Annotated in this window: 17 protein-coding genes and 1 tRNA gene; 7 read left to right on the forward strand and 11 right to left on the reverse strand. The window is 68.6% G+C overall.

Translation table 11 applies throughout. The annotated features are described in order from the left end of the window. Positions 1–103: 103 nt before the first annotated feature. The 4 genes from KUD94_RS00205 to KUD94_RS00220 all read right to left on the reverse strand — a co-directional run bounded on the left by KUD94_RS00205 (position 104) and on the right by KUD94_RS00220 (position 4,360). Positions 104–1,633 carry a catalase gene (locus KUD94_RS00205; RefSeq protein ID WP_218237924.1) on the reverse strand — a complete coding sequence of 510 codons (1,530 nt, stop codon included), beginning with the start codon at positions 1,631–1,633 and terminating at the stop codon, positions 104–106. Positions 1,634–1,800: 167 nt separating this feature from the next. Then, positions 1,801–2,742, reverse strand: a complete 942-nt coding sequence (gene rsgA, locus KUD94_RS00210; RefSeq protein WP_218237925.1) for a ribosome small subunit-dependent GTPase A — start codon at positions 2,740–2,742, stop codon at positions 1,801–1,803. Continuing rightward, the gene (locus KUD94_RS00215) at positions 2,739–3,074 is read right to left on the reverse strand and encodes a 4a-hydroxytetrahydrobiopterin dehydratase (protein WP_218237926.1); all 336 of its coding nucleotides are present in this window, start codon (positions 3,072–3,074) and stop codon (positions 2,739–2,741) included. Before KUD94_RS00215 ends, rsgA begins: the two co-directional genes overlap by 4 nt. Continuing rightward, positions 3,071–4,360: a M48 family metallopeptidase gene (locus tag KUD94_RS00220; RefSeq protein ID WP_218237927.1), complete on the reverse strand. Its 1,290-nt coding sequence runs from the start codon at positions 4,358–4,360 to the stop codon at positions 3,071–3,073. Before KUD94_RS00220 ends, KUD94_RS00215 begins: the two co-directional genes overlap by 4 nt. Positions 4,361–4,449: 89 nt before the next feature. Between KUD94_RS00220 and orn the strand changes: the two genes are divergently transcribed. The 3 genes from orn (at position 4,450) to KUD94_RS00235 (ending at position 8,441) form a co-directional block, all read left to right on the forward strand. Then, positions 4,450–5,028 (forward strand): oligoribonuclease, encoded by a 579-nt coding sequence (gene orn / locus KUD94_RS00225; RefSeq protein ID WP_218237928.1) that lies wholly within the window; start codon positions 4,450–4,452, stop codon positions 5,026–5,028. A gap of 243 nt (positions 5,029–5,271) precedes the next feature. Next, positions 5,272–6,864 (forward strand): DEAD/DEAH box helicase, encoded by a 1,593-nt coding sequence (locus KUD94_RS00230; RefSeq protein ID WP_218237929.1) that lies wholly within the window; start codon positions 5,272–5,274, stop codon positions 6,862–6,864. 110 nt (positions 6,865–6,974) lie between these two features. Next, positions 6,975–8,441, forward strand: a complete 1,467-nt coding sequence (locus KUD94_RS00235) for a GGDEF domain-containing protein (RefSeq protein WP_218237930.1) — start codon at positions 6,975–6,977, stop codon at positions 8,439–8,441. Positions 8,442–8,457: 16 nt separating this feature from the next. Here KUD94_RS00235 and KUD94_RS00240 read toward each other — a convergent pair whose 3' ends face one another. The 3 genes from KUD94_RS00240 to KUD94_RS00250 all read right to left on the reverse strand — a co-directional run bounded on the left by KUD94_RS00240 (position 8,458) and on the right by KUD94_RS00250 (position 10,941). Next, positions 8,458–9,690 carry a multidrug effflux MFS transporter gene (locus tag KUD94_RS00240; RefSeq protein WP_218237931.1) on the reverse strand — a complete coding sequence of 411 codons (1,233 nt, stop codon included), beginning with the start codon at positions 9,688–9,690 and terminating at the stop codon, positions 8,458–8,460. 132 nt (positions 9,691–9,822) lie between these two features. Beyond that, positions 9,823–9,898, reverse strand: a tRNA-Lys gene (locus KUD94_RS00245). Positions 9,899–9,963: 65 nt separating this feature from the next. Continuing rightward, entirely contained in the window at positions 9,964–10,941 is a 978-nt protein-coding gene (locus tag KUD94_RS00250; protein WP_218237932.1) for a GMP reductase, read from the reverse strand. Between the two features lie 711 nt (positions 10,942–11,652). Between KUD94_RS00250 and KUD94_RS00255 the strand changes: the two genes are divergently transcribed. After that, complete coding sequence (locus KUD94_RS00255) at positions 11,653–12,717, forward strand: tyrosinase family protein (protein ID WP_218237933.1); 1,065 nt, start codon at positions 11,653–11,655, stop codon at positions 12,715–12,717. A 15-nt stretch (positions 12,718–12,732) separates the two neighbouring features. Here the strand turns inward: KUD94_RS00255 and KUD94_RS00260 are convergent, their stop codons facing one another. Genes KUD94_RS00260 through KUD94_RS00270 form a run of 3 tightly spaced genes read right to left on the reverse strand, consistent with a single transcriptional unit; the run spans position 12,733 to position 15,537 of the window. Then, complete coding sequence (locus KUD94_RS00260) at positions 12,733–13,689, reverse strand: sterol desaturase family protein (protein WP_218237934.1); 957 nt, start codon at positions 13,687–13,689, stop codon at positions 12,733–12,735. Between the two features lie 2 nt (positions 13,690–13,691). Beyond that, entirely contained in the window at positions 13,692–14,501 is an 810-nt protein-coding gene (locus tag KUD94_RS00265; protein WP_218237935.1) for a polysaccharide deacetylase family protein, read from the reverse strand. Positions 14,502–14,514: 13 nt separating this feature from the next. Continuing rightward, on the reverse strand, positions 14,515–15,537 hold the full coding sequence (locus tag KUD94_RS00270; protein WP_255568888.1) for a YncE family protein: 1,023 nt from the start codon (positions 15,535–15,537) through the stop codon (positions 14,515–14,517). A gap of 96 nt (positions 15,538–15,633) precedes the next feature. Between KUD94_RS00270 and KUD94_RS00275 the strand changes: the two genes are divergently transcribed. From KUD94_RS00275 to KUD94_RS00285, 3 genes are read left to right on the forward strand one after another with little or no spacing between them, the layout of a single operon-like run. Continuing rightward, positions 15,634–18,018, forward strand: coding sequence for a UvrD-helicase domain-containing protein (locus tag KUD94_RS00275; protein WP_218237936.1), 2,385 nt, complete (start codon positions 15,634–15,636; stop codon positions 18,016–18,018). A 20-nt stretch (positions 18,019–18,038) separates the two neighbouring features. Beyond that, a complete protein-coding gene (locus tag KUD94_RS00280; protein ID WP_255568892.1) occupies positions 18,039–19,418 on the forward strand; it encodes a chloride channel protein in 1,380 nt (459 codons plus the stop codon). Continuing rightward, positions 19,415–20,983, forward strand: a complete 1,569-nt coding sequence (locus KUD94_RS00285) for a GGDEF domain-containing protein (protein ID WP_218237938.1) — start codon at positions 19,415–19,417, stop codon at positions 20,981–20,983. The genes KUD94_RS00280 and KUD94_RS00285 overlap by 4 nt, the downstream gene beginning before the upstream one ends. Here KUD94_RS00285 and KUD94_RS00290 read toward each other — a convergent pair whose 3' ends face one another. Beyond that, the gene (locus tag KUD94_RS00290; RefSeq protein WP_218237939.1) at positions 20,984–21,799 is read right to left on the reverse strand and encodes a BPSS1780 family membrane protein; all 816 of its coding nucleotides are present in this window, start codon (positions 21,797–21,799) and stop codon (positions 20,984–20,986) included. Positions 21,800–21,858: the final 59 nt, after the last annotated feature.

Raw genomic sequence — 21,858 nt, forward strand, 5'->3', positions numbered from 1 at the left:
GCTTGTCCAGCAAGCGTTTTAGCCTCTTTTTTCTTGAAACGGCGCCACCACGGCGCGGCACCCCTCAAACAAAGGAGCGCGCCGTGGCAGGCGCCGGCTGGCTTCAGACCGGCAGGGCCACCAGTGGATTGCCGTTCATCGGGTCTTGCGCCTTGGAAGCGAGCGCGGCCTGCAAGTCCAGACCGAGCGCCCGGGCCACGCCGGCGCCATAGGCCGGGTCGGCCGCGTGGCAGTTGCGGATGTGGCGAAACTTGACGAACTCGGGCGCGTCGCCCATGGCGCGGGCGGTGTTGCCGAACAGCGCCTGCTGCTGCGCCGCGTTCATCAGTTGAAAGAGCTTGCGCGGCTGCTCGAAGTAGTTGGCGTCGTCGGCGTGAAAGCTCCAGTGGCGTGCGTCGCCGTGGATGCCAAGCGGCGGCTCGGCAAACTCCGGCTGGGCCTGCCACTGGCCGAAGCTGTTGGGCTCGTAGTGCGGCAGCGCGCCGTAATTGGCGTCCACCCGGCCCAGGCCGTCGCGGTGGTTGCTCGCCACCGGGCAGCGCGCGCGGTTGACCGGTATCTGCTGGTGGTTGGTGCCCAGGCGGTAGCGCTGGGCGTCGGGGTAGTTGACGAGGCGCGCCTGCAGCATGCGGTCGGGGCTTACGCCGATGCCGGGCACCAGGTTGCTCGGCGCAAACGCGGACTGCTCCACGTCGAGGAAGAAGTTTTCCGGGTTCTTGTTCAGCGTGAGCTCGCCCACCTCGATCAGCGGATAGTCGCCGTGCGGCCAGACCTTGGTCAGATCGAAGGGGTGGTAGGGCACCTTCTCGGCGTCCTGCTCGGGCATCACCTGCACGTACATCGTCCACTTGGGAAAGTCGCCGCGCGCGATCGCGTCGAACAGGTCGCGCTGGTGGCTTTCGCGGTCGCGGCCTATCAGTGCCTCGGCCTCGGCGTCGCTGAGGTTCTTGATACCTTGCTGCGTCTTGAAGTGAAACTTCACCCAGAAGCGCTCGCCGCCCGCGTTCCAGAAGCTGTAGGTGTGCGAGCCAAAGCCGTGCATGTGTCGGTAGCTGGCGGGAATGCCCCGATCGCTCATCACGATGGTGATCTGGTGCAGCGCTTCGGGCAGCAGCGTCCAGTAGTCCCAGTTGTTGGTTGCGCTCCTCAGGTTGGTTTTCGGGTCGCGCTTGACCGCCTTGTTCAGGTCGGGGAACTGGCGCGGGTCGCGGATGAAGAACACCGGCGTGTTGTTGCCCACCATGTCCCAATTGCCCTCTTCGGTATAGAACTTCAGGGCAAAGCCGCGGATGTCGCGCTCGGCGTCGGCAGCACCCCGCTCGCCCGCCACGGTGGTAAAGCGCGCGAACAGCTCGGTCTGCTTGCCGACTTTCTCAAACAGCCTGGCGCGGGTGTAGCGGGTGATGTCGTGCGTGACCGTGAAGCTGCCGAACGCGCCCGAGCCCTTGGCGTGCATGCGCCGCTCGGGAATGACTTCGCGCACGAAGCTGGCCAGCTTCTCGTTCAACCACACGTCCTGGCTCAGCAGCGGTCCGCGGCTGCCGGCGGTGAGGCTGTCGCGGTTGTTCGTCACCGGCGCGCCGAAGTCGGTGGTCAGATGGGTGACGGGGCACTTGGGGCTTTTGTCCTGCATGGGAATCTCCATCGATGGCGGGTTGCGGGTATCGGTCTGTCCGATGCGGCCATCCTAGGGGCGATCCGCCCGTTTGGGGGTGGATTTTTGCGATCTCGCGCATAGAGGAAATCAACCGGCGCCGCAGCGGCGATCGGCACGCGGCGCGCGTCCTGCCGCCTGGGCGCTCAGTAGGCCGGGGCGCTGAGCTCGGCGAACAGTTCGCGGTAGATGCGGTGGCGGCTGGGGCTGATGCGCTGGCTGTCCTGCCCTTGGGCCACGCTGGCCAGCACCGCGCAGCCCGGCTCGTGTAGATGGGTGCAGTTGTAGAAGCGGCAGCTCCCCAGGTGCAGGGCAAAGTCGGGCATCAGGCGCGCCAGGTCGGTGGGCGCGATGTGGTTCAGGCCAAAGGACTGAAAGCCCGGCGAGTCGATGAGCGCGCTGCGCCGCGCGTCGTCCAGCCAGTACAACGTCGTCGTCGTGGTGGTGTGCCGCCCCGCGCCCAGGGCTTGCGAGAGCTCGCCGGTGAGCACGTCGGCGCCGGGCACGAGCAGGTTCACCAGCGTGCTCTTGCCCGCGCCCGAGGGCCCGAGCACCAGCGTGGTCTTGCCGTGCAGCAGCTGCGCCAGCGCCTTGCGGTCCACCTCGGCCGACTGGGTGAGCGACAGCGGCAGCACCTGGTAGTGGTGCGCGCCTTCGGTCTCGCCGCCCATGTGGCGGTAGGGCCACAGGCGCTGCCAGGCTTGGGCGAAGGGCGCGACCAGATCGCTCTTGTTGAGCGCGATGAGCGGCCGCACGCCCGCCGCCTCGCAGGCGATGAGCGCGCGCGTGAGCAGGCTTTCGGAAAACGTCGGCTCGGCCGCGATCAGGATCAGCACCTGATCCAGGTTGGCGGCAAAGGACTTGCTGCGCACCGCGTCCTGGCGATACAGCAGGTTGCGCCGCTGCAGGATCTGCTCGACCGTGCCTTCGCCGTCGCCATGGCGCGCGCCCTGCCAGAGCACCCGGTCGCCGACCACCGGCAGGTTCTTCTTGCCACGCGGGTGGCAGATGCGCCGGGCGCCGTCCGGGCCTTCCACCACGCAGTGGCGCCCGAAAGCCGCGACCACCAGGCCGGCGCCGTCGTTCATGCAAGCAGGGCGTCGATCTTCTGCGCGCACTCGATGTCGGTGGCGGAGATGCCACCCACGTCGTGCGTGTTCAGCCGCACCGCGCAGCGGTCGTAGTGCACCGAGAGCTCGGGGTGGTGGTCCTGCGCGTGGGCGATGAAGGCCAGCGCGTTCACGAAGGCCATGGTTTCGAAGTAGTTGGCGAAGCGAAAGGTCTTCTCGATCGCCACGTCGGCGCCATCGCCTTGCAGGGTCCAGCCCGAGAGCCGGGCCAGGTGTGCTACCACTTCGGTAGCTGACAGCGCGCGCCGGGTTTGGCCGGACCAGTCTTTCTTGGGGAACATCGTCGTCATGGGGCAGCAACGGCCAGGTGCGCCAGGCGCTCGCTGGCCGGGGGGTGTGAGTAATAAAAGCGAGCGTACACCGGGTCGGGCGTGAGCGTAGAGGCGTTGTCCTGGTAGAGCTTGAGCAGCGCGCTGCGCAGGTCGGCGCCGCTGGTGTGCTGCACCGCATAGGCGTCGGCCTGGAACTCGTCGTGGCGCGACATCAGCGTGAACAGCGGCGTGACGAAGGTGGTGAACACCGGCACCGCCAGCATGAACAACAGCAGCGCCAGCGCGTTGTTGGGCGCGCTGCCATCGAGCGTGAGGTTGGGCTGCACGCCCAGCCCGGTGTAGAACCAGGTGCGCGTGGACAGCCAGCCCAGCAGCGCAAAGCCGAGCAGGCTCAGCGCAAACACGCCGACCATACGCCGCAGCACGTGCTTGTGCCTGAAGTGCCCGAGCTCATGCGCGAGCACCGCCTGCACCTCGTCGGGCGAGAGCTGGCGCAGCAGCGTGTCAAAGAACACCACCCGCTTGGCGTGGCCCAGGCCGGTGAAGTAGGCGTTGGCGTGCGCGCTGCGGCGGCTGCCGTCCATCACGAAAAAACCCTTGGCCTTGAAGCCGCAGCGCGCCATCAGCGCGGCCACGCGCTCTTTCAGCGCTTCATCTTGCAGCGGCTCGAAACGGTTGAACAGCGGCGCAATCCACAGCGGCCAGGCGACCATCATCACCAGGTTGAAGCCCACCACCACCGCCCAGGCCCAGAGCCACCACAGCGCGCCCGCGGCCTGCATGATCCACAGCACCAGCGCCGCCAGCGGCAGGCCGATGAGCGCGCCCAGCACGGTGGACTTGGCCAGATCGGCCAGCCACAGGCGGGGCGTCATGCGGTTGAAGCCGTGGCGCTGCTCGATCACGAAGGTCTGCCACCACTGCAGGGGCAGCTCGATGGCGCTGCCAATCAGCATGAAGGCCGCCAGCAGCGCCAGCTGCTGCAGCATGCCGCCGCCCAGCCAAGCCAGCAGCGCCTGGTTCAGCGCATCGAGCCCGCCCAGCAGCGTCCAGCCGAGCACGACGGCGGCCGCAAGCGCCAGCTCCAGCAGGCCGAAGCGGGTCTTTTCGATGGTGTAGTCCGCCGCCCGCTGGTGCGCCGCCAGCGTGATGTGGCCGGCAAAATCGGCCGGCACCGCGCCTCTGTGGCGCGCCACGCTGCGGATCTGGCGGCTTGCCAGCCAGACCTTGAGCAGCAGGCCGAGCACCAGCGCGGCGGTAAACAGACAGGTGAAAAGCAGCGAGGGGGACAACAGCGAGGGCATCTGGCTTGGGAGTTTAGGGCAAGGCTGAACAAGCCCCTCGCGCGTCGCGCACCCGGGCGCGGATCGGGCGATGGTTCACAATCGCGCCCATGACTGAAACCGCACAATTTGCCCAGCCGCAGCTGGCCAAGTCCGATCAGAACCTGGTCTGGCTGGACTGCGAGATGTCGGGCCTCGACCCCGAAAAAGAGCGGCTGCTGGAGATTGCCGTCGTCGTCACCGGCCCGCAGCTCGCGCCGCGCGTGGAAGGGCCGGTGCTGGTGATCCACCAGAGCGACGCGCTGCTGGACGCGATGGACACCTGGAACAAGGGCACGCACGGCAAGAGCGGCCTGATCGACAAGGTGCGCGCCAGCACCCTGAGCGAAGCGCAAGCCGAGGCGCAGCTGCTGCAGTTCATCCAGCGCTACGTGCCCAAAAACACCACGCCGATGTGCGGCAACACCATAGGGCAGGACCGGCGCTTTCTCGTCAAATACATGCCGGCGCTGGAAGCCTATTTCCACTACCGCAACATCGACGTGAGCACGCTCAAGGAGCTGGCCAAGCGCTGGAAGCCCGGGGTGGCCGAGGCCTTCAAGAAGGCGCAAAAGCACACCGCGCTGGCCGACGTGCACGAATCCATCGACGAGCTGGAGCACTACCGCATGCACTGGTTGCGCGATTGAGCGCCGCGCGCCACTTGCGGGTAAACCCCTGGCGTGCGATAATCGCGGGCTTGCGCGAAATGCCTTCGCGCATTTTTTGTGCATCTCCCTTCTCACACCGGATTGCCGGCACGCCCGCGTGCTGGCGCAAACAATCCACCAGGGCGCCCTTTGCAGGGGCACCTTGTCTGCGTCAGATGGTTGATGTTTTCATGAACCACTGACTCGGCTGCTGCGGGCAATATCCGCGCGGCCTCCTGCAGCATGATCCATACCGCTTCCGCAGCGGGCGCTGACGCGCCTGCGACCGTTCCTTCCTGCGCGCCCGACGGCGGCTTTGCCGCCATGGGCCTCGTGCCCGAGCTGCTGCAGGCCATCACCGACATGGGCTACACCCAGCCCACGGCGGTGCAATCGCGCGCCATTCCGCTGGCCATGGGCCAGGGCGCCGACCACGCAGGTTTCATCGACCTGATGGTCTCCAGCCAGACCGGCAGCGGCAAGACCGCGGCCTTTCTGCTGCCCGTGCTGCACACCCTGCAGCTGCAGCAGGAGCAGGCCAAGGCGGCAGAGCGCGCCGCCTTCGAGCGCGCCTGCGCCGAAGCCCAGGCCCAGGGCAAGCCCGCCCCCAAGCGCCCCAAGCGCAAGAACATGCTGTTGGCGCGCCACTTCGAGCCCGCCGTGCCCGGCGCGCTGGTGCTGTGTCCCACGCGCGAGCTCGCGCAGCAGGTGGCACACGACGCGATCGACCTGGTGCGCCATTGCAAGGGCCTGCGCATCGCCAGCGTGGTCGGCGGCATGCCTTACCAGCGCCAGATCGCGCAGTTGCAAAACGCCAGCCTCGTGGTGGCTACGCCCGGGCGTCTGCTGGACTTGCAGCGCTCGGGGCAGATCAAGCTCGAAGAGGTGCAGTTCCTCGTCGTCGACGAGGCCGACCGCATGCTGGACCTGGGTTTCTCCGACGACCTGGCCGAAATCCACAGCCTCACCGCGCACCGGCGCCAGACCATGATGTTCTCGGCCACGTTTGCGCCGCGCATCCAGCAGCTGGCCATGCGCGTGATGCACGAGGGCGGCACCGGCGTGCAGCGCATCCAGATCGACTCCCCGCAGGAAAAGCACGAAAACATCCGGCAGGTGCTCTACTGGGCCGACAACCCCAGGCACAAGCGCGCGCTGCTCGACCACTGGCTGCGTGATGCCGAGATCGACCAGGCCATCGTCTTTGCCAGCACCCAGATCGAGTGCGACGAACTCGCCCACGACCTGCAGCAGGCGGGCTTTTCCGCGGTGGCACTGCACGGTGCGCTCAGCCAGGGCCTGCGCAACCGCCGGCTGATGGCGCTGCGCCGTGGCCAGGTGCAAATCCTCGTGGCCACCGACGTGGCCGCGCGCGGCATCGACGTGCCCACCATCACCCACGTATTCAACTTCGGACTGCCGATGAAGGCCGAGGACTACACCCACCGCATCGGCCGCACCGGCCGCGCGGGGCGCCAGGGCCTGGCCGTGAGCTTTGCCGAGTTCCGCGACCGCCGGCGCATCTTCGACATCGAAGCCTTCACCCGCCAGCCGCTCGCCACCGCCGTGGTGCCCGGCCTGGAGCCCACGCAGCGCCCGCCCCAGCCCATGCGCGCGGGCCGTCCGGGCGGCGCTGGCCGCGGCCATGGCGGCGGCGCCCGCGCGGGCTTCGGCGCGCGCCGTGAGGGCGGCGCCTACCGCCGCGAGGGGCAAGCTGGCCCCAGGCCCGGCTTTGGCGGCCAGGGACGTGGCCAGGGTGAAGCCCGCCGCGGTCCGGCGCCGGGCCGCGCACGGCCGCTGGGCGCTGCGGCGCCGCGTTCGCGCGGCATGCGCTGAGCGCGATAGCGGCCGCACCAGGCAAGACCGGCACCGCAGGGCGGTGGCCGGTTTTTTTTCATTTCGGGCCGGTCTTCTCGCCAATAATGGCTTTCTGTCCGGAGAAAACCATGTCCGCAGCACCCTCGTCTTCCGCCGACTTCGAAGCCATGTTCGACCTTGCCCCGGTCTCCCTGTGGCTGGAGGACTTCAGCGCGGTGCGCGCGCTGCTGCAGCGCTGGCGCGCGCAGGGCGTCACCGACCTGCGTGCCTTTCTGCGTGAAGACCCCGAGCGGGTGAGCGAATACGGCCGCGCCATCCGGGTGCTCAAGGTCAACCAGCGCTCGCTGGCGCTGTTCGGCGCGCCCGACCAGCAGACCCTGGTCGACTCGCTGCACCAGGTGTTTCGCGACGACATGCTGGAGAACGTGCTCGACGAGATCAGCCAGCTCTGGGAGGGCGCGCTGGAGTTTGCCAACCAGACGGTGAACTACGCGCTCGACGGGCGCCGGCTTGACGTCCACATCCGCGGGCGCATCCTGCCCGGGCACGAATCGAGCTGGGACCGGGTGCTGATTTCGCTCGAAGACAACACCCGCGAGCAGCAGGCGCGCCGTCTGCTGCAAGACAGCGAGCGCCAGGCGCGGCTGCTGTTCGAGCATTCGCCGGTCTCGCTCTGGGTGGAGGACTTCAGCGCGGTCAAGCGCCTGCTCGACCAGATCCGCGAGCGCGGCATCGTCGATCTGAAGACCTTCCTCAAGGTGCACCCGGAGTTCATCGACCAGTGCATGCGCGAGATCCGCGTGATCGACGTCAACCGCACGACGCTGGCCATGTTCGGTGCTCCCAGCCGCCAGGCGCTGCTTGCCGGCCTGCACAAGATTTTCCAGGGCGAGATGCTCGACTCCTTCGGCGAACAATTGATCGACCTCTGGGAAGGCCGGCTGCTGCAGCAGCGCGAGGTGGTCAACTACACCCTGGCGGGCACGCCGCTGAGCATCCACATGCAGTTCGTGGTGCAGGAAGACCACCGCGACGACTGGAGTCTGGTGCTGCTGTCGCTGGTGGACATCACCGCGCGCAAGAAGGCCGAGGCTTATCTTGAATACCTGGGCAAGCACGACGTGCTGACCGGCTTGCGCAACCGTGCCTACTACATCGAGGAGCTCAACCGCCTGACGCGCAAGGGGCCGTGGCCGGTGGCGGTGATTGCGGTCGATCTCAACGGGCTCAAGCACGTCAACGACGAGCAGGGGCATGCGGCCGGCGACGCCGTGCTGCGCCGCGCCGGCGAGGTGCTGGCCAAGGCGCTGGACACGCTGCCGGGCTGCGCCGCGCGCATCGGCGGCGACGAGTTTTGTGTGCTGCTGCCCGACGCCGACGAGCGCGCCGCCCAGGCGCTGATGGAGCGCCTGACCAGTCTGCAGGAGCTGAACAACCAGTACTACCCCGGCCAGCCGCTGCACTTCGCCATGGGCGTGGCGGTGGCGCGCGAGGGTGAGTCGCTGGAGACGGTGACCCACCGCGCCGACCGCGCGATGTACGCGGCCAAGCAGCGCTACTACGAGGCGGCCGGGGCAGATCGGCGCCGCGACTAGCGCGCGGCGCGCGCGCTCAACCGGTGATGTGGCGCCCCAGCTCCGGCCAGCGCCGGTGCAGATAAACCCAGGCCGCCAGGCCTATGCTCATCAGGAGCAGCGAGGCAAACGCCAGCCAGGCGGTGGAATGCATCGCCAGCGGCGCCACCACGCCCGCGACGAAGCCGTTGGCGGTCGATCCGACGAACATCTGCAGCGACGAGGCCATGCCGCGGCGCGCGGGCACGAGGTCAAGCACCAGCAGCGTCACCACCGGCACCATCAGCGCCCAGCCGAAGGAATAGATGCCTATGGGCAGCATCGCCCACCAGACGCTGGGCGCCAGCAGCAGGTTGGCGCCGAGGTTGACCACGCTGATGGTCACCATGATCACGAAGCCGTGGCGGATCTGGCGCTTGGGCGCGACGCGCCCGGCCATGCGCCCGCTGACCCAGGCGCCGCCCATGATGCCGCAGATGTTGATCACGAAAAACCAGAAGAACTGCCCCGGCTGCAGCTGCAGGTGCTGGCCAAGAAAGGCCGGCGCCGCCAGCACGTACAGGAACATGCCGTTGAAGGGCACGCCGCTGGCCAGCGCCAGCAGGATGAAGCGCGGGTTGCTGATCAGGCTCCAATAGCCCTGCAGCAGGTGCATCAGGCGCAGCGGCTGGCGCTTGTGCCCGGGCAGCGATTCGGGCAGGGCGCGCCAGATGGTCAGCAGCAGCGCCGCGCCCACGCCGGTGAGAAACCAGAACACGCTCTGCCAGGGCAGGTGCTCCGACAGCCAACCGCCGACCATCGGTGCGATGGCCGGCGCCACGCCGAAGAAGATGGTCACCTGGCTCATCACGCGCTGGGCCTGGGCCGGCGGGAACAGGTCGCGGATGACCGCGCGCGACACCACGATGCCGCCGCCGGCCGACAAGCCTTGCACCGTGCGAAAGAAGATCAGCCAGCCGGTGGTCGGCGCGAGCGCGCAACCGGCCGAAGCCAGCGTGAAGATCGACAAGCCCCAGAGCACCACCGGCCGGCGCCCGAAGCTGTCCGAGAGCGAGCCGTGAAACAGCGCCATGAAGGCGAAGGCGAAGAGGTAGGCCGACAGCGTCTGCTGCATCTGCAGCGGCGTGGCGTCCAGGCCGCTGGCGATGGCCGGAAACGCCGGCAGATAGGTGTCGATGGCAAACGGCCCGAGCATGCCCAGCAGCGCGAGCAGGATGGACATGGCCCACAGCGGGCCGCGCCAGACGGGGGTGGCGACGTGGTCTTGCATGGTTGGAATTCCTGGCCGCGGCGCGGGCGGCGCATCGCCTGCTTTGTACCTTGCCTGCAGGCGTTTGTCTTTTGGCGCGCGGGAAACAAAAAACCCGCCACGCATGCGCCTGGCGGGTTGGAGTAAGTGTTCTGGTGGGCCCTGTAGGGATCGAACCTACGACAAACGGATTAAGAGTCCGCTGCTCTACCAACTGAGCTAAGAGCCCGTGGCGTCAAACGCCGAGCGCACGATTATGCACCAATTTTCAGCGGCCCACGGAAAGTTTTCGCGCTACATCAGCAGGTGTTCGCCCGCGTTGTCGCCGCCCAGAATCACGTAGTTCACCTTGCGGATGTCCAGCAGCTTCTTGCCGCCCGAATAGCTGATCGAGCTCTGGATGTCCTGCTCCATCTCGGTCAGTGTGTCGGCAAGCTTGCCCTTGATCGGCTCCAGGATGCGCTTGCCCTCCACATGGCGGTACTCGCCCTTGTTGAAGTCGCTGGCCGAGCCGTAGTACTCCTTGTACATCTGCCCGTCCACCTCCACCGTCTTGCCGGGCGATTCCTCATGCCCCGCAAAAAGTGAGCCGACCATCACCATGGTGGCGCCAAAGCGGATGCTCTTGGCGATGTCGCCGTGGCTTCGGATGCCGCCGTCGGCAATGATGGGCTTGGTCGCCACGCGCGCGCACCACTTCAGCGCGCTCAGTTGCCAGCCGCCGGTGCCAAAGCCGGTTTTCAGCTTGGTGATGCAGACCTTGCCCGGGCCAATGCCCACCTTGGTCGCGTCCGCGCCCCAGTTTTCCAGGTCGATCACCGCCTCGGGCGTGCCCACGTTGCCCGCGATCACGAAGGTCTGGGGCAGGTGCTCCTTGAGGTAGCCGATCATCTCGCGCACGCTGTCGGCGTGGCCATGGGCGATGTCGATGGTGACGTAGTCGGGCGTGAGGCCCTCGGCCTTGAAGCGGTCCACGGTGTCGCGGTCGGCCTGCTTGACGCCCAGCGAGATCGAGGCGTAGCAGCCCTTGTCCTGCATGTCGCGCACGAACTGCACGTTGTCCAGGTCAAAGCGGTGCATCACGTAAAAATAGTCGTGCTGCGCCAGCCAGGCGCAGATTTTCTCGTCCACCACCGTCTTCATGTTGGCCGGCACCACGGGCAGGCGAAAGCGCCGCCCGCCCAGCTCGGCGCTGGTGTCGCATTCCGAGCGGCTGTGCACGCGGCACTTGCGCGGCAGCAGCAGGATGTTGTCGTAGTCGAAGATTTCCATGAGGTTCCAAGCTCCTGTGAAAAGGCGCAGCCAAGTGATTTCAGCCGCGTGGGGCGCTTGGCCTGAAGACCGGTCTTGCGGATGCGCCGGCGCGTGCGGCGGCATCGAACCCCGCTTGCGCGGGCGCAAAAAACCGGGCGTCAAGAAACTTGGGCCCGGTGCCTGATTGTACCGGCTTGCGTGCCAGAGGCCTGCTCACCGCTGCCTCAGGCGCGCCAGGCCTGCAGCCCCGGCGCCAGCGCCACTGGCCGGGCGCGGCCAAGGGTTGTGCGGGGTTGTGCTCTCTTTGTTATAGCGATTTTTCAGCATCAAAATCGGCATCTGGCGCTTTCCCTGATTGCGCAAGCAGCTCCTGGGATTGAAGCGATTTCTGCGGATTCTGAAACCAGGGAGCCAACCGGCGGACCAGGCAGGTAGGGGTGGGGTGTCTTGCTCCCTCCCCCGCTGGGGGAGGGTTGGGGTGGGGGCCGGCGCCCTATGGACGCCGCGCCCGCGCCGGCCCCCATCCCGGCCTCCCCCAATGGGGGAAGGAGCCCTGGCCGGGCAGGCGCTTGCCGTGGGCGTCGATCGTTTCGGCCCCCTCGGCAGTGGTCGGACGCAGCACAGGGGTCAGGCCGGCATTTGGCCGTCATCGGGCTGGCGCAAAGCCTGATGCGCTTACATTTGCGCGGCACGCCATCTTTCATCCCACTTTTTCCTGGAAAGCCGCCGATGCAGCGACGACACTTTTTGTATGCGGGCGCAGGCCTGCTGGCAAGTACCCTGGCCGGATGCGGCGGGGGCAGCGAGGCGCCGCTGCGCGTGCGCCCCAACGTGCTGCAGCTCTCGGGCGCCGAGCGCGAGCGCTATGTGCAGACGCTGCACGCGATGAAGCGCGCGCCTTCGGCGTTCGACCCGGCGATCAACGCCTACGACTACTTCGTGCAGTTGCACGGGCGGGCGTTTCCCTCGGCGCAAGACCCCACGCACTACAACGCGCACATGAGCGCGTCCTTCCTGCCCTGGCACCGCGAGTTTCTGCTGCGCTTCGAGCGCGAGCTGCAGCGCGTGTCGGGCGATGCGCAGATGGCCTTGCCCTACTGGGACTGGCAGCAGCAGGGCAGCTGGCGCGCGATCTTCACGGACGACTTCCTCGGGGGCAATGGCGACGCGGCCGACCGCTTCATCGTCAAGAGCGGCATGTTCCGCGAAGGGCTGTGGCCCATGGGCGCGTACTTTGACGAGACACCCGACGAGTTTGCCGATTCGGACGGCGACGGCATTGCCGACATCAACCCCGCGCCGCTGAGCCGGCGCGGCCTGACGCGGCGCTTTTCCATGCGCGGGCTGGACGCCGATTCGCTGGAGGTGATCGACGAATACATGGCCGGCCAGCCGCTGCAGCGCCTGCTGGCCCATGCGCACTACGACGCCCAGCCCTACATGGAGAGCATGCGCACCCCGCTGGAGCACCTGGAAAACATGCAAAGCTGGATAGAGCAGAGCATGCGCAAATACCTGGAGCGCGTGCTGCACAACCCGGTGCACGCGATGATCGGCGGGCAGATGGCGACGGGCACCTCGCCCAACGACCCGGTGTTCTTTCTGCACCATGCCAACGTGGACCGCCTGTGGGCGCTGTGGCAGGACGCCCATGCGGGCGCCGGCTACCCGAGCAGCGCCGAAGACGCGCGGGTGGGCAGCGGCGCGAGCCTGGACCTGTTGTCGGGCGACGTGCGCATCGGTTCGGTGCTGGACCTGGCCGCGCATTCGGGCGTGCGCTACGCCGGCGGCTGAGCCGCGCCGGCGCGCTCAGCCCCGGCGCGCCAGGCGCCTGAGCGCCAGCCACTGCTGGGCCCAGAAGCCGCGGCCGTAGTCGCGCCCGCACTGCACCTGGTCGCGGATGCCGGTGGGCTCGTAGCGCGCGCTGTAGTCGGCCGAGCCCAGCAGGCTGTCCCACCACGGAAACAGCACGCCAAAGTTCACCCCCTTGAGGCGCCCGCGCGTGCCCGCCTCGTGGCCGATGCCGACCGCGTGGTGGCGCCGGTGAAAGCGCGGGCTCACCGCCAGGCGCTCGCCGATGCGGCCAAAGCCCAGGCGCAGGTTGGCATGCTGCAGGCTTTGCATGAGCTGGGTGATGGCCACCAGCAGCACGAACTGCGAGGGCGCGACGCCGATCAGGATGGCCACGCACACGAAGATGGCGTCCGTGAGTGCGCTGTCGAGCAGGTGGTTGCGCTCGTCGCTCCACATCGTCATCTGGCGCTGGCTGTGGTGCACGGCATGCAGTTGCCACCACCAGTCCCACTGGTGCTGGGCGCGGTGCACCAGGTAGCCGATGAAGTCGAACACCACGAGGTAGAGCGCAAAGCTCACCAGCGCCTGGTCGCTCACGCCGGGCCAGAGCTCGTCGATGTGCAGCGTGGGCATGCCGTGGGCGCGCGCAAGGCCGATGGCGTCGGTGAGCCAGCGCTCCACGGTGAAGAACATCAAGAGCTTGAACAGGCCCAGGCGGTGCAAGAGCGTGTAGAGGATGTCCACGCGCACCGCCGCGCGGTCGCTCACCGGCTCTACCGGCCAGCGCCGCTGCGCCGGGCCGAGCAGCAGCACCAGCGTGGCAAGCTGCAGCAGGCCGGCGAGCAGCCAGCCGGTGGCGACGAAGCCGTCTTCCAGCAGACTGGCCTGGCCGAGCGCAAAGGCGGCCGGCTGGATCAGCGTCTCGAACAGCCATTGCTGGGCGCCAGAGAGCAGGGCTGCGGGTTCCGGCATGTTCAGCTCTCCTGACGATGCACGATCCAGCGCGCGTACTCGGGGTGCTCGCGCAGCGTGCGAAAGCGCAGACCGCGCGCCTTCAGGCCGGCGATCAGGGGTTCGAGCACCGCCGGCGCCCAGGGGTCTTTGCGCGACCAGATGCCCAGGTGCGCGAGCAGGATGTCGCCCGGACGCACGTCGCGCAGGGCCTGCGCGAGCAGAGCATCGTTCGGGTAGCGCTCGCTGGGCAGTTCGTCGCCGAGAAAGCCCGCGGGCGTCCAGCCCACGTGGCGGTAGCCGCAGCGCTCGGCGGCAGCCAGCAGCGCGGCCGAGGTCTTGCCGCCGGGCGCGCGGTACAGCGGCAGCGCGACCACGCCGGTGAGCTCGGCCAGGCGCTCGGCCGCGCGGCGGATGTCGGCGCAGTACTCGCGCGCGCTCCACACCAGGCGCTGGCCGGCGTGCGGCCCGGCGCCGGGCTGCACGCGAAAGCGCGGCTCGCCGTGCGCGGGCGCAAGATCGGCGCGCCAGACCGCGTGCTGCCAGGTGTGCGAGGCAAAGGCGTGGCCTTCGCGCGCGCGTTCGCGCCACCACGGCGCCCAGTATTGGCCCAGGCAGCCGTCGCCCTGCTGCGTGCGTTCGTGCGCGGCAAAAAAGGTGACCGGCACCTGCTGGCGCCGCAGCACCTCGGCCACGAAGGGCGCAATGCCCATGTGGCCGGTGTCAAAGCTCAGGTAGATGGCCTTGTCGCCATATTCAGCATGTTTTCGGGCTGCAGCGCTTATGGGGCAAGCGCCAGCAGCTATCACCGTGAGAGCAATTCTGCGCTGCATGCCCGGCTCCGCTTCAAGTGCGCGCGGCGTGGTCCAGGGTCCAGACGCCGTGCGGCGACTTGCCGACCTTGACCTGGGTGAGGACGGCGCGGCGTGCCACGTCGATCAGCGTGAGACGGCCGGCCCAGCGCGAGCCGACCATGATGAGCGCGCCGTCGCGCGAGACGTCCATGCAGTCGGGGCCCGAGGGCGCGGGGAACTCGGCCACCGCCCTGAGCGTGCTGCAGTCGATCTGGCTGATGGTGTTGGCCACGCGGTTGCTCACCAGCACGTGGCGGCCGTCGCCCAGCGCGCGAAAGGCGTGCGCGCCCTTGCCGGTGGCGATCTGGCCCACGGCGCGGGCCGGCTGGCCGGCGGCGATCTCGAACACCTGCACGCCGCTGCCGCCAGTCAGGCCGACCAGCAGATGGCGCCCGTCGGGGGTGCCAAAGACATCGGCCGGTGTGCTGCCGGTGGGCACGCGATCGCTCAGCCGCTGGCTGGCCAGGTCTATCGCCACCAGCTCGTCGCTGTCTTGCATGCTGGACCACACGGTGGTGCTGGCCGCGTCTATCCACAGATGGCTGGGCGTGCGCCCGGTGGGAATGCGCTGCACCAGCGTGGGGTTCGTGCCGTCCCAGTGGTAGAGGTCGATGTGGTTGAGCCGGTTGGCCGCGGTGACGAACCAGCGCATGTCGGGCGAAAAGCGCAGGTGGTAGGGGTCGAGGATGCCGGTGATCTGGCGCTGCACCTGGGCGCTGCGCGGGTCGATGAAGGTGAGCGAGTCGCTGCCGGCGTTGGCCACGATGACCGATTTTTCGTCCGGCGTCATGTACAGGTGGTGCGGCTCGCGGCCGGTGGCGATGCGCCGCTCCTCTACCCAGCGGCTGGGGTCGATCACGCTGACCGAGCCGCTTTGCGAGTTCAGCACCAGCACCGGCGTGCGCGGCGCCGCGGCCAGCGCCGGGCCAGGGCTGGCGGCGGCCAGCGCCAGGCTGCAAGTGAGAAAGCTGCGCCGCGACCAGGCGGGTGCAGCGGGGAATGCGGTTGCTGGCATGAAATGCTCGGGGCCGTGTGCAGCGGTTGCGGCGCGCGAGTCTACTCCCGCGCGAGCGCCCCCGGGGCCGCGCGCGGCGCCTTTCTACAATGCGGCATGCTTGCCCAAGACCGCGCCGGCGCCGGCGCCGAGATGCCGCTGCTCACGCACCTGAACCCCGAACAACGCGCTGCCGTGACCCTGCCCGCGGGCCACGCGCTGATCCTTGCCGGGGCGGGCTCGGGCAAGACCCGGGTGCTGACCACGCGCATCGCCTGGCTGCTGCAGACCGGGCAGGCCGCGCCCGGCGAGATTCTGGCCGTGACCTTCACCAACAAGGCGGCCAAGGAGATGCTTGCGCGCCTGTCGGCCATGCTGCCGATCAGCGTGCGCGGCATGTGGATAGGCACCTTCCACGGCCTGTGCAACCGCATGCTGCGCGCCCACCACAAGCTCGTCGAGCTGCCGCAGACCTTCCAGATTCTGGATGCGCAAGACCAGCTCTCGGCCGTCAAGCGCCTGCTCAAGGCCTACCAGGTGGACGAAGAGCGCCATCCGCCCAAGCAGGTGGCCTGGTTCATCAACGGCTGCAAGGAAGAGGGCCTGCGCCCCGACGCGGTGCCCGCGCCCAACGACGAAACCCGCAAGCGCGTGGAGCTGTACCGGCTGTACGAGGCGCAGTGTCAGCGCGAGGGCGTGGTCGATTTTGCCGAGCTGCTGCTGCGCTCCTACGAGTTGCTGCGCGACCACGAGCCGATTCGCGCGCACTACCAGCGCCGCTTTGCCCACATCCTGGTCGACGAGTTCCAGGACACCAACCGGCTGCAATATCTGTGGCTCAAGCAGCTTGCGGGCGACGTGGTGGACGGGCAGTTCAGGCCCCGGGGCAGCGTGATGGCGGTGGGCGACGACGACCAGAGCATCTACGCCTTTCGCGGCGCGCGCGTGGGCAACATGCAGGACTTCGTGCGCGAGTTTGCCGTGGGGCAGCAGATCAAGCTGGAGGAGAACTACCGCTCCTGCTCCAACATCCTGGACAGCGCCAATGCCTTGATCGCGCACAACAGCCGGCGCCTGGGCAAGAACCTGCGCACCGCCCGCGGCCCGGGCGAGCCGGTGCGTATCTACGAGGCCGAGAGCGACCTGATGGAAGCGCGCTGGCTGGTCGACGAAATCCGCCAGCTGGCCGCCGACGGCATGGCGCGCCAGCACATCGGCGTGCTCTACCGCAGCAACGCGCAAAGCCGGGCGCTGGAGTCGCAGTTGTTCAACGCTGGCGTGCCCTACCGCGTCTATGGCGGGCTGCGCTTTTTCGAGCGCGCCGAGATCAAGCATGCGCTCGCCTACCTGCGCCTGCTGGAGAACCCGCACGACGACACCAGCTTTGCCCGCGTGGTGAACTTTCCGCCGCGCGGCATAGGCGCGCGCACGCTGGAAGTGCTGCAGGACGCGGCGCGCGGTGCCGGCTGCTCGCTGTGGGACGCGGTCAGCAGCGTGGGCGGCAGCGCCGGCACCAAGCTCGGCGGCTTTGTCGCGCTGGTCGATGTGATGCGCGAGAGGAGCGGCGGCCAGAGCCTGCGCGCCATCATCGAGCAGGTGATCGAAGGCAGCGGCCTGGCCGAGCACTACCGCCAGGACAAGGAGGGCGAGGACCGCCTGGCCAACCTCAAGGAGCTGGTGAGCGCGGCCGAGAGCTTCGTGATGCAGGAAGGCTTTGGGCGCGACGCGGTGGCGCTGCCGGTGGATGAAACCGCGGCGCTCACGCAAAGCCCGGCGAGCCAGGGCGTGGACCCCGACGCGCCCCTGGGCGGGCCGCTGCTGGATGCGGCTGCGGGCGAGACCCTGTCGCCGCTGGTGGCCTTTCTCACGCACGCGGCGCTGGAGGCGGGCGACAACCAGGCCCAGGCCGGGCAGGACGCGGTGCAGCTCATGACGGTGCACGCCAGCAAGGGCCTGGAGTTTGACGCGGTCTTCATCTGCGGCCTGGAGGAAGGCTTGTTTCCGCACGAGAACGCGATGGCCGACCAGGGCGGCCTGGAGGAAGAGCGCCGCCTGATGTACGTGGCGATCACGCGCGCCCGCCAGCGCCTGTACCTGAGCCACGCCCAGGTGCGCATGCTGCACGGGCAGACGCGCTACAACATGGCCAGCCGCTTCTTTGACGAACTGCCCGAGGGCGCGGTCAAGCACCTCACGCCGCGGCGCCGCCTGCCGGGCTCTTACGCTACTGATTACGGAGCTGGTGGCGCCCGTCAATCAAGCGTTTCAGGCGTATTTGGCCTGGATTATTCCAGCCTGGGCAGCGCCAGCCTGCCGGCGCGCAAGGAGGCGCCGGCGCACGGCATCACCCAGGGCGCGCAGGTGTTTCACACCAAGTTCGGCGAGGGCCGGGTGCTGGCCATCGAGGGGCAGGGCGAGGACGCGCGCGCCCAGGTGGCGTTCACCCGCCACGGCACCAAGTGGCTGGCGCTGGCGATCGCCAAGCTCACGCTGGTTGAATGAAGCCAGAGCCGGCTCCGCGCATGCGCCGCATCTCGCCGCTCGAGCCGCTGGTGATGCTCGGCACCGTGGTGCAGTGGCTGGTGCTGGCCATGGCCACGGGCGCGCTGGTGGGCACGGGCTGCAGCGTGTTTCTGGGCGCCTTGTTCAAGACCGAGGGGCATTTGTACGACGCGCCCTGGTGGCTGCTTGCGCTGCTGCTGCCGCTCGGTGGGCTGATCAACGGCTTGCTGCTGTACTACGCCTGGGAAAAGCGCCGCGGCCCGCTGCACGACGAGCCCATCGTCGCGGTCAACGAGCAGGCCGGGCGCATGCCGTTCACCACGCTCTGGGTCAAGCCGGTGGCGGCGCTCGTCACGCTGGGCTGCGGCGGCTCGGCCGGCAAGGAAGGGCCGTGCTCGCACATTGGCGCCAGCGTTGCGGCGGGCGTGGGACAGTTGCTGCGCCTGAACGCCGAGCTGAGAAAGCGGCTGGTCGCCTGCGGCGTGAGCGCGGGCTTTGCCAGCGTCTTCGGCACGCCCATTGCCGGGGCGATCTACGGCGTGGAGATGCTGGCGATAGGGCGCGTGCGCCACGACTTTCTCTTTCCCGGCATCGTCGCCGGCGTCACGGCCTTCGTCGTGAGCCGCTGGTGGGGCGTGCCCTATCCGGAGTTTCACATCGCTTTCGAGGCGCATTTCACGCTGCTGCTGTTTCTCAAGACCGTGCTGGTGGGCGTGCTCTGCGGCCTGGCGGCGCTGGTCTTCGTCGAGCTCTGCCACGCGGTGCGCAGGCTGTTTGCGTGGCTGCACACGCGCACCGGGCTGTGGCCGCCGCTCGCGCCCATGCTCGGCGGCGTGTTGCTGGCGCTTTTGATGCTGGTGCTGCCCAGCGACTACCTGGGCTTGTCGCTGCCGCAGATGGAGCGCGCATTGGCCGGCGAAGGCATGCCGGCTGCGGGCTTTTTGTGGAAGGCGCTGCTGGTGGCGCTCACGCTGGGCTCGGGTTTCTATGGCGGCATCGTCACGCCGCAGTTCGTCATCGGCGCGGTGGCGGGCGCGGCCTGCGCGCCCTGGCTGGGGCTGGCCGTGGCCCAGGGCGCGGCCGTGGGGCTGGTGGCGGTGGTGGCGGCCGCGTCGAACACGCCACTGGCCGCGCTCATCATGGGCGTGGAGCTGTTTGGCTCGGGCTCGATCTGGTATGTGGCCGGCGCCTGCGTGGCCGCGTATCTGGTGATAGGGCACCGCAGCGTCTACCCGGCGCAGCACCTGGCCTATGCCAAGTCGGCCTGGATCATGGCCTCGCCCAACGCCCCGGTGGGCGACGAGAAGGTGCAGCTGTCCTACGGTCTGCTGCGCTGGTGGGGCGACCTGCTGCGCCAACTGCGGCGCTGGCATCAAGGGCGCTCGGGGGGCGGCGCATGAGCTTCAGGGCACGGGACGGGGCCTGGGCCTTCCGCCGGCTCGCGGCGGCGCTGGTGCTGCTGGGCGCCACGCTCGCCGCGGCGGGCGCCTGGGCCTGCGGCGAGGGCGTACACCTCAAGCGCCCGGTGGAGTTGTCTGAAGCCGAGCGCAGCGCGATCGCGGCGATGGCGCCGCTTGCCGTGCTGGCGCTGCAGGCGCCGCCGATGACGCGCCGGGACGCCGACGCGGCGCAAGGCTATTCCGGCGTGGGCATGGACGCCTGGTGCTTCATCGCCCGCCAGGTCGGGCTGCGCTACCGCATCGAGCCCGAGCGGGGCGACACCGTGGCCGACAAGATCGCCCGGGTGCAGGCCGGCCAGGCGCAGGTGCTGCTCTCGCTCAGCCCCGAGCCGCAGCGCGCGGCCCGCGGACTGTTCACGCTGCCCTACTTCGAGAGCAATTACGCGGTCATAGGGCGCAAGAGCGCGCGCCTGGTGGTGCACAACATGACGGACCTTGCGCTGCTGCGCGTGGGCCTGGTCAAGGGCGTGGCCTTCGAGCCGGTGCTGCAGGCCTTCATGCCGCCCGAGCAACTGGTGCTGTTCAACCAGAGCGACAGCCGCGAGCTGTTCAAGGCGCTGCGCGAAGGCGCGATCGACGTGGCCGTCTACCCCAAGGCGATCTTTGCGGAAAAGCGCTACGAGCTCGAATACTTCGATCTGGAGGTGGTGCACACGCTGCGCAATCTGCCGCGGCGCTACGGCTTTTACTTCAGCCCCGCGCCGGACAACGAACTGCTGGTGCGCGTGTTCGACCGCTACCTGCAGGCCATGGACCTGAGCGATTCGATCAACCTGCACGAGGACGCCGAGCAGCAGTTCATCGAGCGCTACGTCGCCCAGCGCAGCCAGCGCACCTACTGGCGCGCGGGCGCAGTGCTGGCGGGGCTGCTGGCCATCGTCTTCTTCCTGGTGCTGCGCCGCTACCGCCATCTGATGCGCGTGCTGGCCGAGCGCAACCAGCGCATCCTGCAGCAGCAGCGCGTGCTCGCTGCCAGCCATCGGCGGCTGCAGCAGCTGAGCCAGACCGACGGGCTCACCGGCCTGACCAACCGGCGCGAGTTTGACCACGCTCTCGCGCGCGAGCACGAGCGGCGCTCGCGCAGCGGCACGCCGCTGAGCGTGATCATGATGGACATAGACCACTTCAAGTGCGTCAACGACCACTACGGCCACGCGGTGGGCGACGACTACCTGCGCGCGGTGGCCCGGGTGCTCAGGCAGAGCGCGCTGCGCCCGGCCGACATCGTGGCGCGCTACGGCGGAGAAGAGTTTGTCTGCCTGCTGCCCGACACCGGCGCGCAGGACGCGCGCCAGGTGGCCGAGCGCATCCGCGAAAACCTGCGCAGCCTGCAACTGCCCAACGCCAGCGCGCCCAAGCCGGAGCTGACGCTGAGCTTTGGCGTTGCCACGTTGGTCGATGGCCGGGCCAGCGCGGCGCAATTGCTCGAGCGCGCCGATGCCGAGCTCTACGCGGCCAAGCGCGCCGGGCGCGACCGCGTGCACGGCAGCGAGCTGCGCGCCTGATCAGGCAGTGCCGTCCTCGGGGACGGGCGCGCGGGCCGTGGGCTCGAAGCAGTCGCGAAAGCTGAAGACGATGGAGGAAAAGAACATCGCGGCCAGCACGATGGCGGTGGTCACCAGCACGCTGGCGGCAAGGCCGGTGCCCATGCCCAGCTCGCTGAGCACCGTCAGCACCAGGCTCACGACGATGCCGGTGGCCATGAACAGGCCGGCCCAGCCCAGCGCATAGACGCTGAAGGCGCCGATGTTGCGCAAGCACGCCACGGCGCTGAAGAACATGGCCTTGACCGGCGCCACGCCCCACCAGTGCACCAGCGCCGGCGCATGCCAGAACAGCAGGGACAGCGGCAGGTAGAGCAGCACCGCCAGCCACATCGCCGCCTGAAAGCGCCCGGATTCGGCCAGCTCCTGCGTGACCGGATGCACGCCCAGATAGACGCCGGCGAATTCGCCCCCGTCCACCAGCGCCGACAGGCCCAGCAGCAGCAGAAAACCCGCCGCGTAGAGCAGGCCCAGCAGCGCCATGCTGCGCAGGCGCTGGCGCGCGCTGCGCAGCGCCGACACCATCAGCGCCGGCGCGGCCAGCCGGCTGCTGCTGCCCTCGGTGTCGGCGCTGGCCACCATCATCACCAGCGTGGCGCTGGGCAGCAGGGCCAGCGCCAGCGCCGTGCCCACGAGAGGCAAGACCGTGGCCAGCGACATCGCGGCCATGCACAGGAAGAACAGGCCGGTCAGCGCCATGGGCTGGCGCCAGAAGGTGCGCACACCCAGGCGCACCCAGAGGATGCCGGTGCGTGCGGGAACGAGTTGAAGTTTCATGCGGGATGGTGCAACAGCGGCGCAGGAGACTGTAGCGCACGGCGCCTGTCCCCGGCCGG

The organism is Comamonas sp. NLF-1-9 (assembly GCF_019195435.1).
Lineage (GTDB): Bacteria > Pseudomonadota > Gammaproteobacteria > Burkholderiales > Burkholderiaceae_C > Comamonas_C.

Bases quoted from the DNA above. Each gene is read 5' to 3' on its own strand.
- KUD94_RS00240 (WP_218237931.1), bottom strand. From the start codon at position 9,690: ATGCAAGACCACGTCGCCACCCCCGTCTGGCGCGGCCCGCTGTGGGCC.
- rsgA (WP_218237925.1), bottom strand. From the start codon at position 2,742: ATGAACGACGGCGCCGGCCTGGTGGTCGCGGCTTTCGGGCGCCACTGC.
- KUD94_RS00275 (WP_218237936.1), top strand. From the start codon at position 15,634: ATGCTTGCCCAAGACCGCGCCGGCGCCGGCGCCGAGATGCCGCTGCTC.
- KUD94_RS00230 (WP_218237929.1), top strand. From the start codon at position 5,272: ATGATCCATACCGCTTCCGCAGCGGGCGCTGACGCGCCTGCGACCGTT.
- orn (WP_218237928.1), top strand. From the start codon at position 4,450: ATGACTGAAACCGCACAATTTGCCCAGCCGCAGCTGGCCAAGTCCGAT.
- KUD94_RS00270 (WP_255568888.1), bottom strand. From the start codon at position 15,537: ATGCCAGCAACCGCATTCCCCGCTGCACCCGCCTGGTCGCGGCGCAGC.
- KUD94_RS00205 (WP_218237924.1), bottom strand. From the start codon at position 1,633: ATGCAGGACAAAAGCCCCAAGTGCCCCGTCACCCATCTGACCACCGAC.
- KUD94_RS00280 (WP_255568892.1), top strand. From the start codon at position 18,039: ATGCGCCGCATCTCGCCGCTCGAGCCGCTGGTGATGCTCGGCACCGTG.
- KUD94_RS00265 (WP_218237935.1), bottom strand. From the start codon at position 14,501: ATGCAGCGCAGAATTGCTCTCACGGTGATAGCTGCTGGCGCTTGCCCC.
- KUD94_RS00285 (WP_218237938.1), top strand. From the start codon at position 19,415: ATGAGCTTCAGGGCACGGGACGGGGCCTGGGCCTTCCGCCGGCTCGCG.
- KUD94_RS00220 (WP_218237927.1), bottom strand. From the start codon at position 4,360: ATGCCCTCGCTGTTGTCCCCCTCGCTGCTTTTCACCTGTCTGTTTACC.
- KUD94_RS00215 (WP_218237926.1), bottom strand. From the start codon at position 3,074: ATGACGACGATGTTCCCCAAGAAAGACTGGTCCGGCCAAACCCGGCGC.
- KUD94_RS00255 (WP_218237933.1), top strand. From the start codon at position 11,653: ATGCAGCGACGACACTTTTTGTATGCGGGCGCAGGCCTGCTGGCAAGT.
- KUD94_RS00290 (WP_218237939.1), bottom strand. From the start codon at position 21,799: ATGAAACTTCAACTCGTTCCCGCACGCACCGGCATCCTCTGGGTGCGC.
- KUD94_RS00250 (WP_218237932.1), bottom strand. From the start codon at position 10,941: ATGGAAATCTTCGACTACGACAACATCCTGCTGCTGCCGCGCAAGTGC.
- KUD94_RS00235 (WP_218237930.1), top strand. From the start codon at position 6,975: ATGTCCGCAGCACCCTCGTCTTCCGCCGACTTCGAAGCCATGTTCGAC.
- KUD94_RS00260 (WP_218237934.1), bottom strand. From the start codon at position 13,689: ATGCCGGAACCCGCAGCCCTGCTCTCTGGCGCCCAGCAATGGCTGTTC.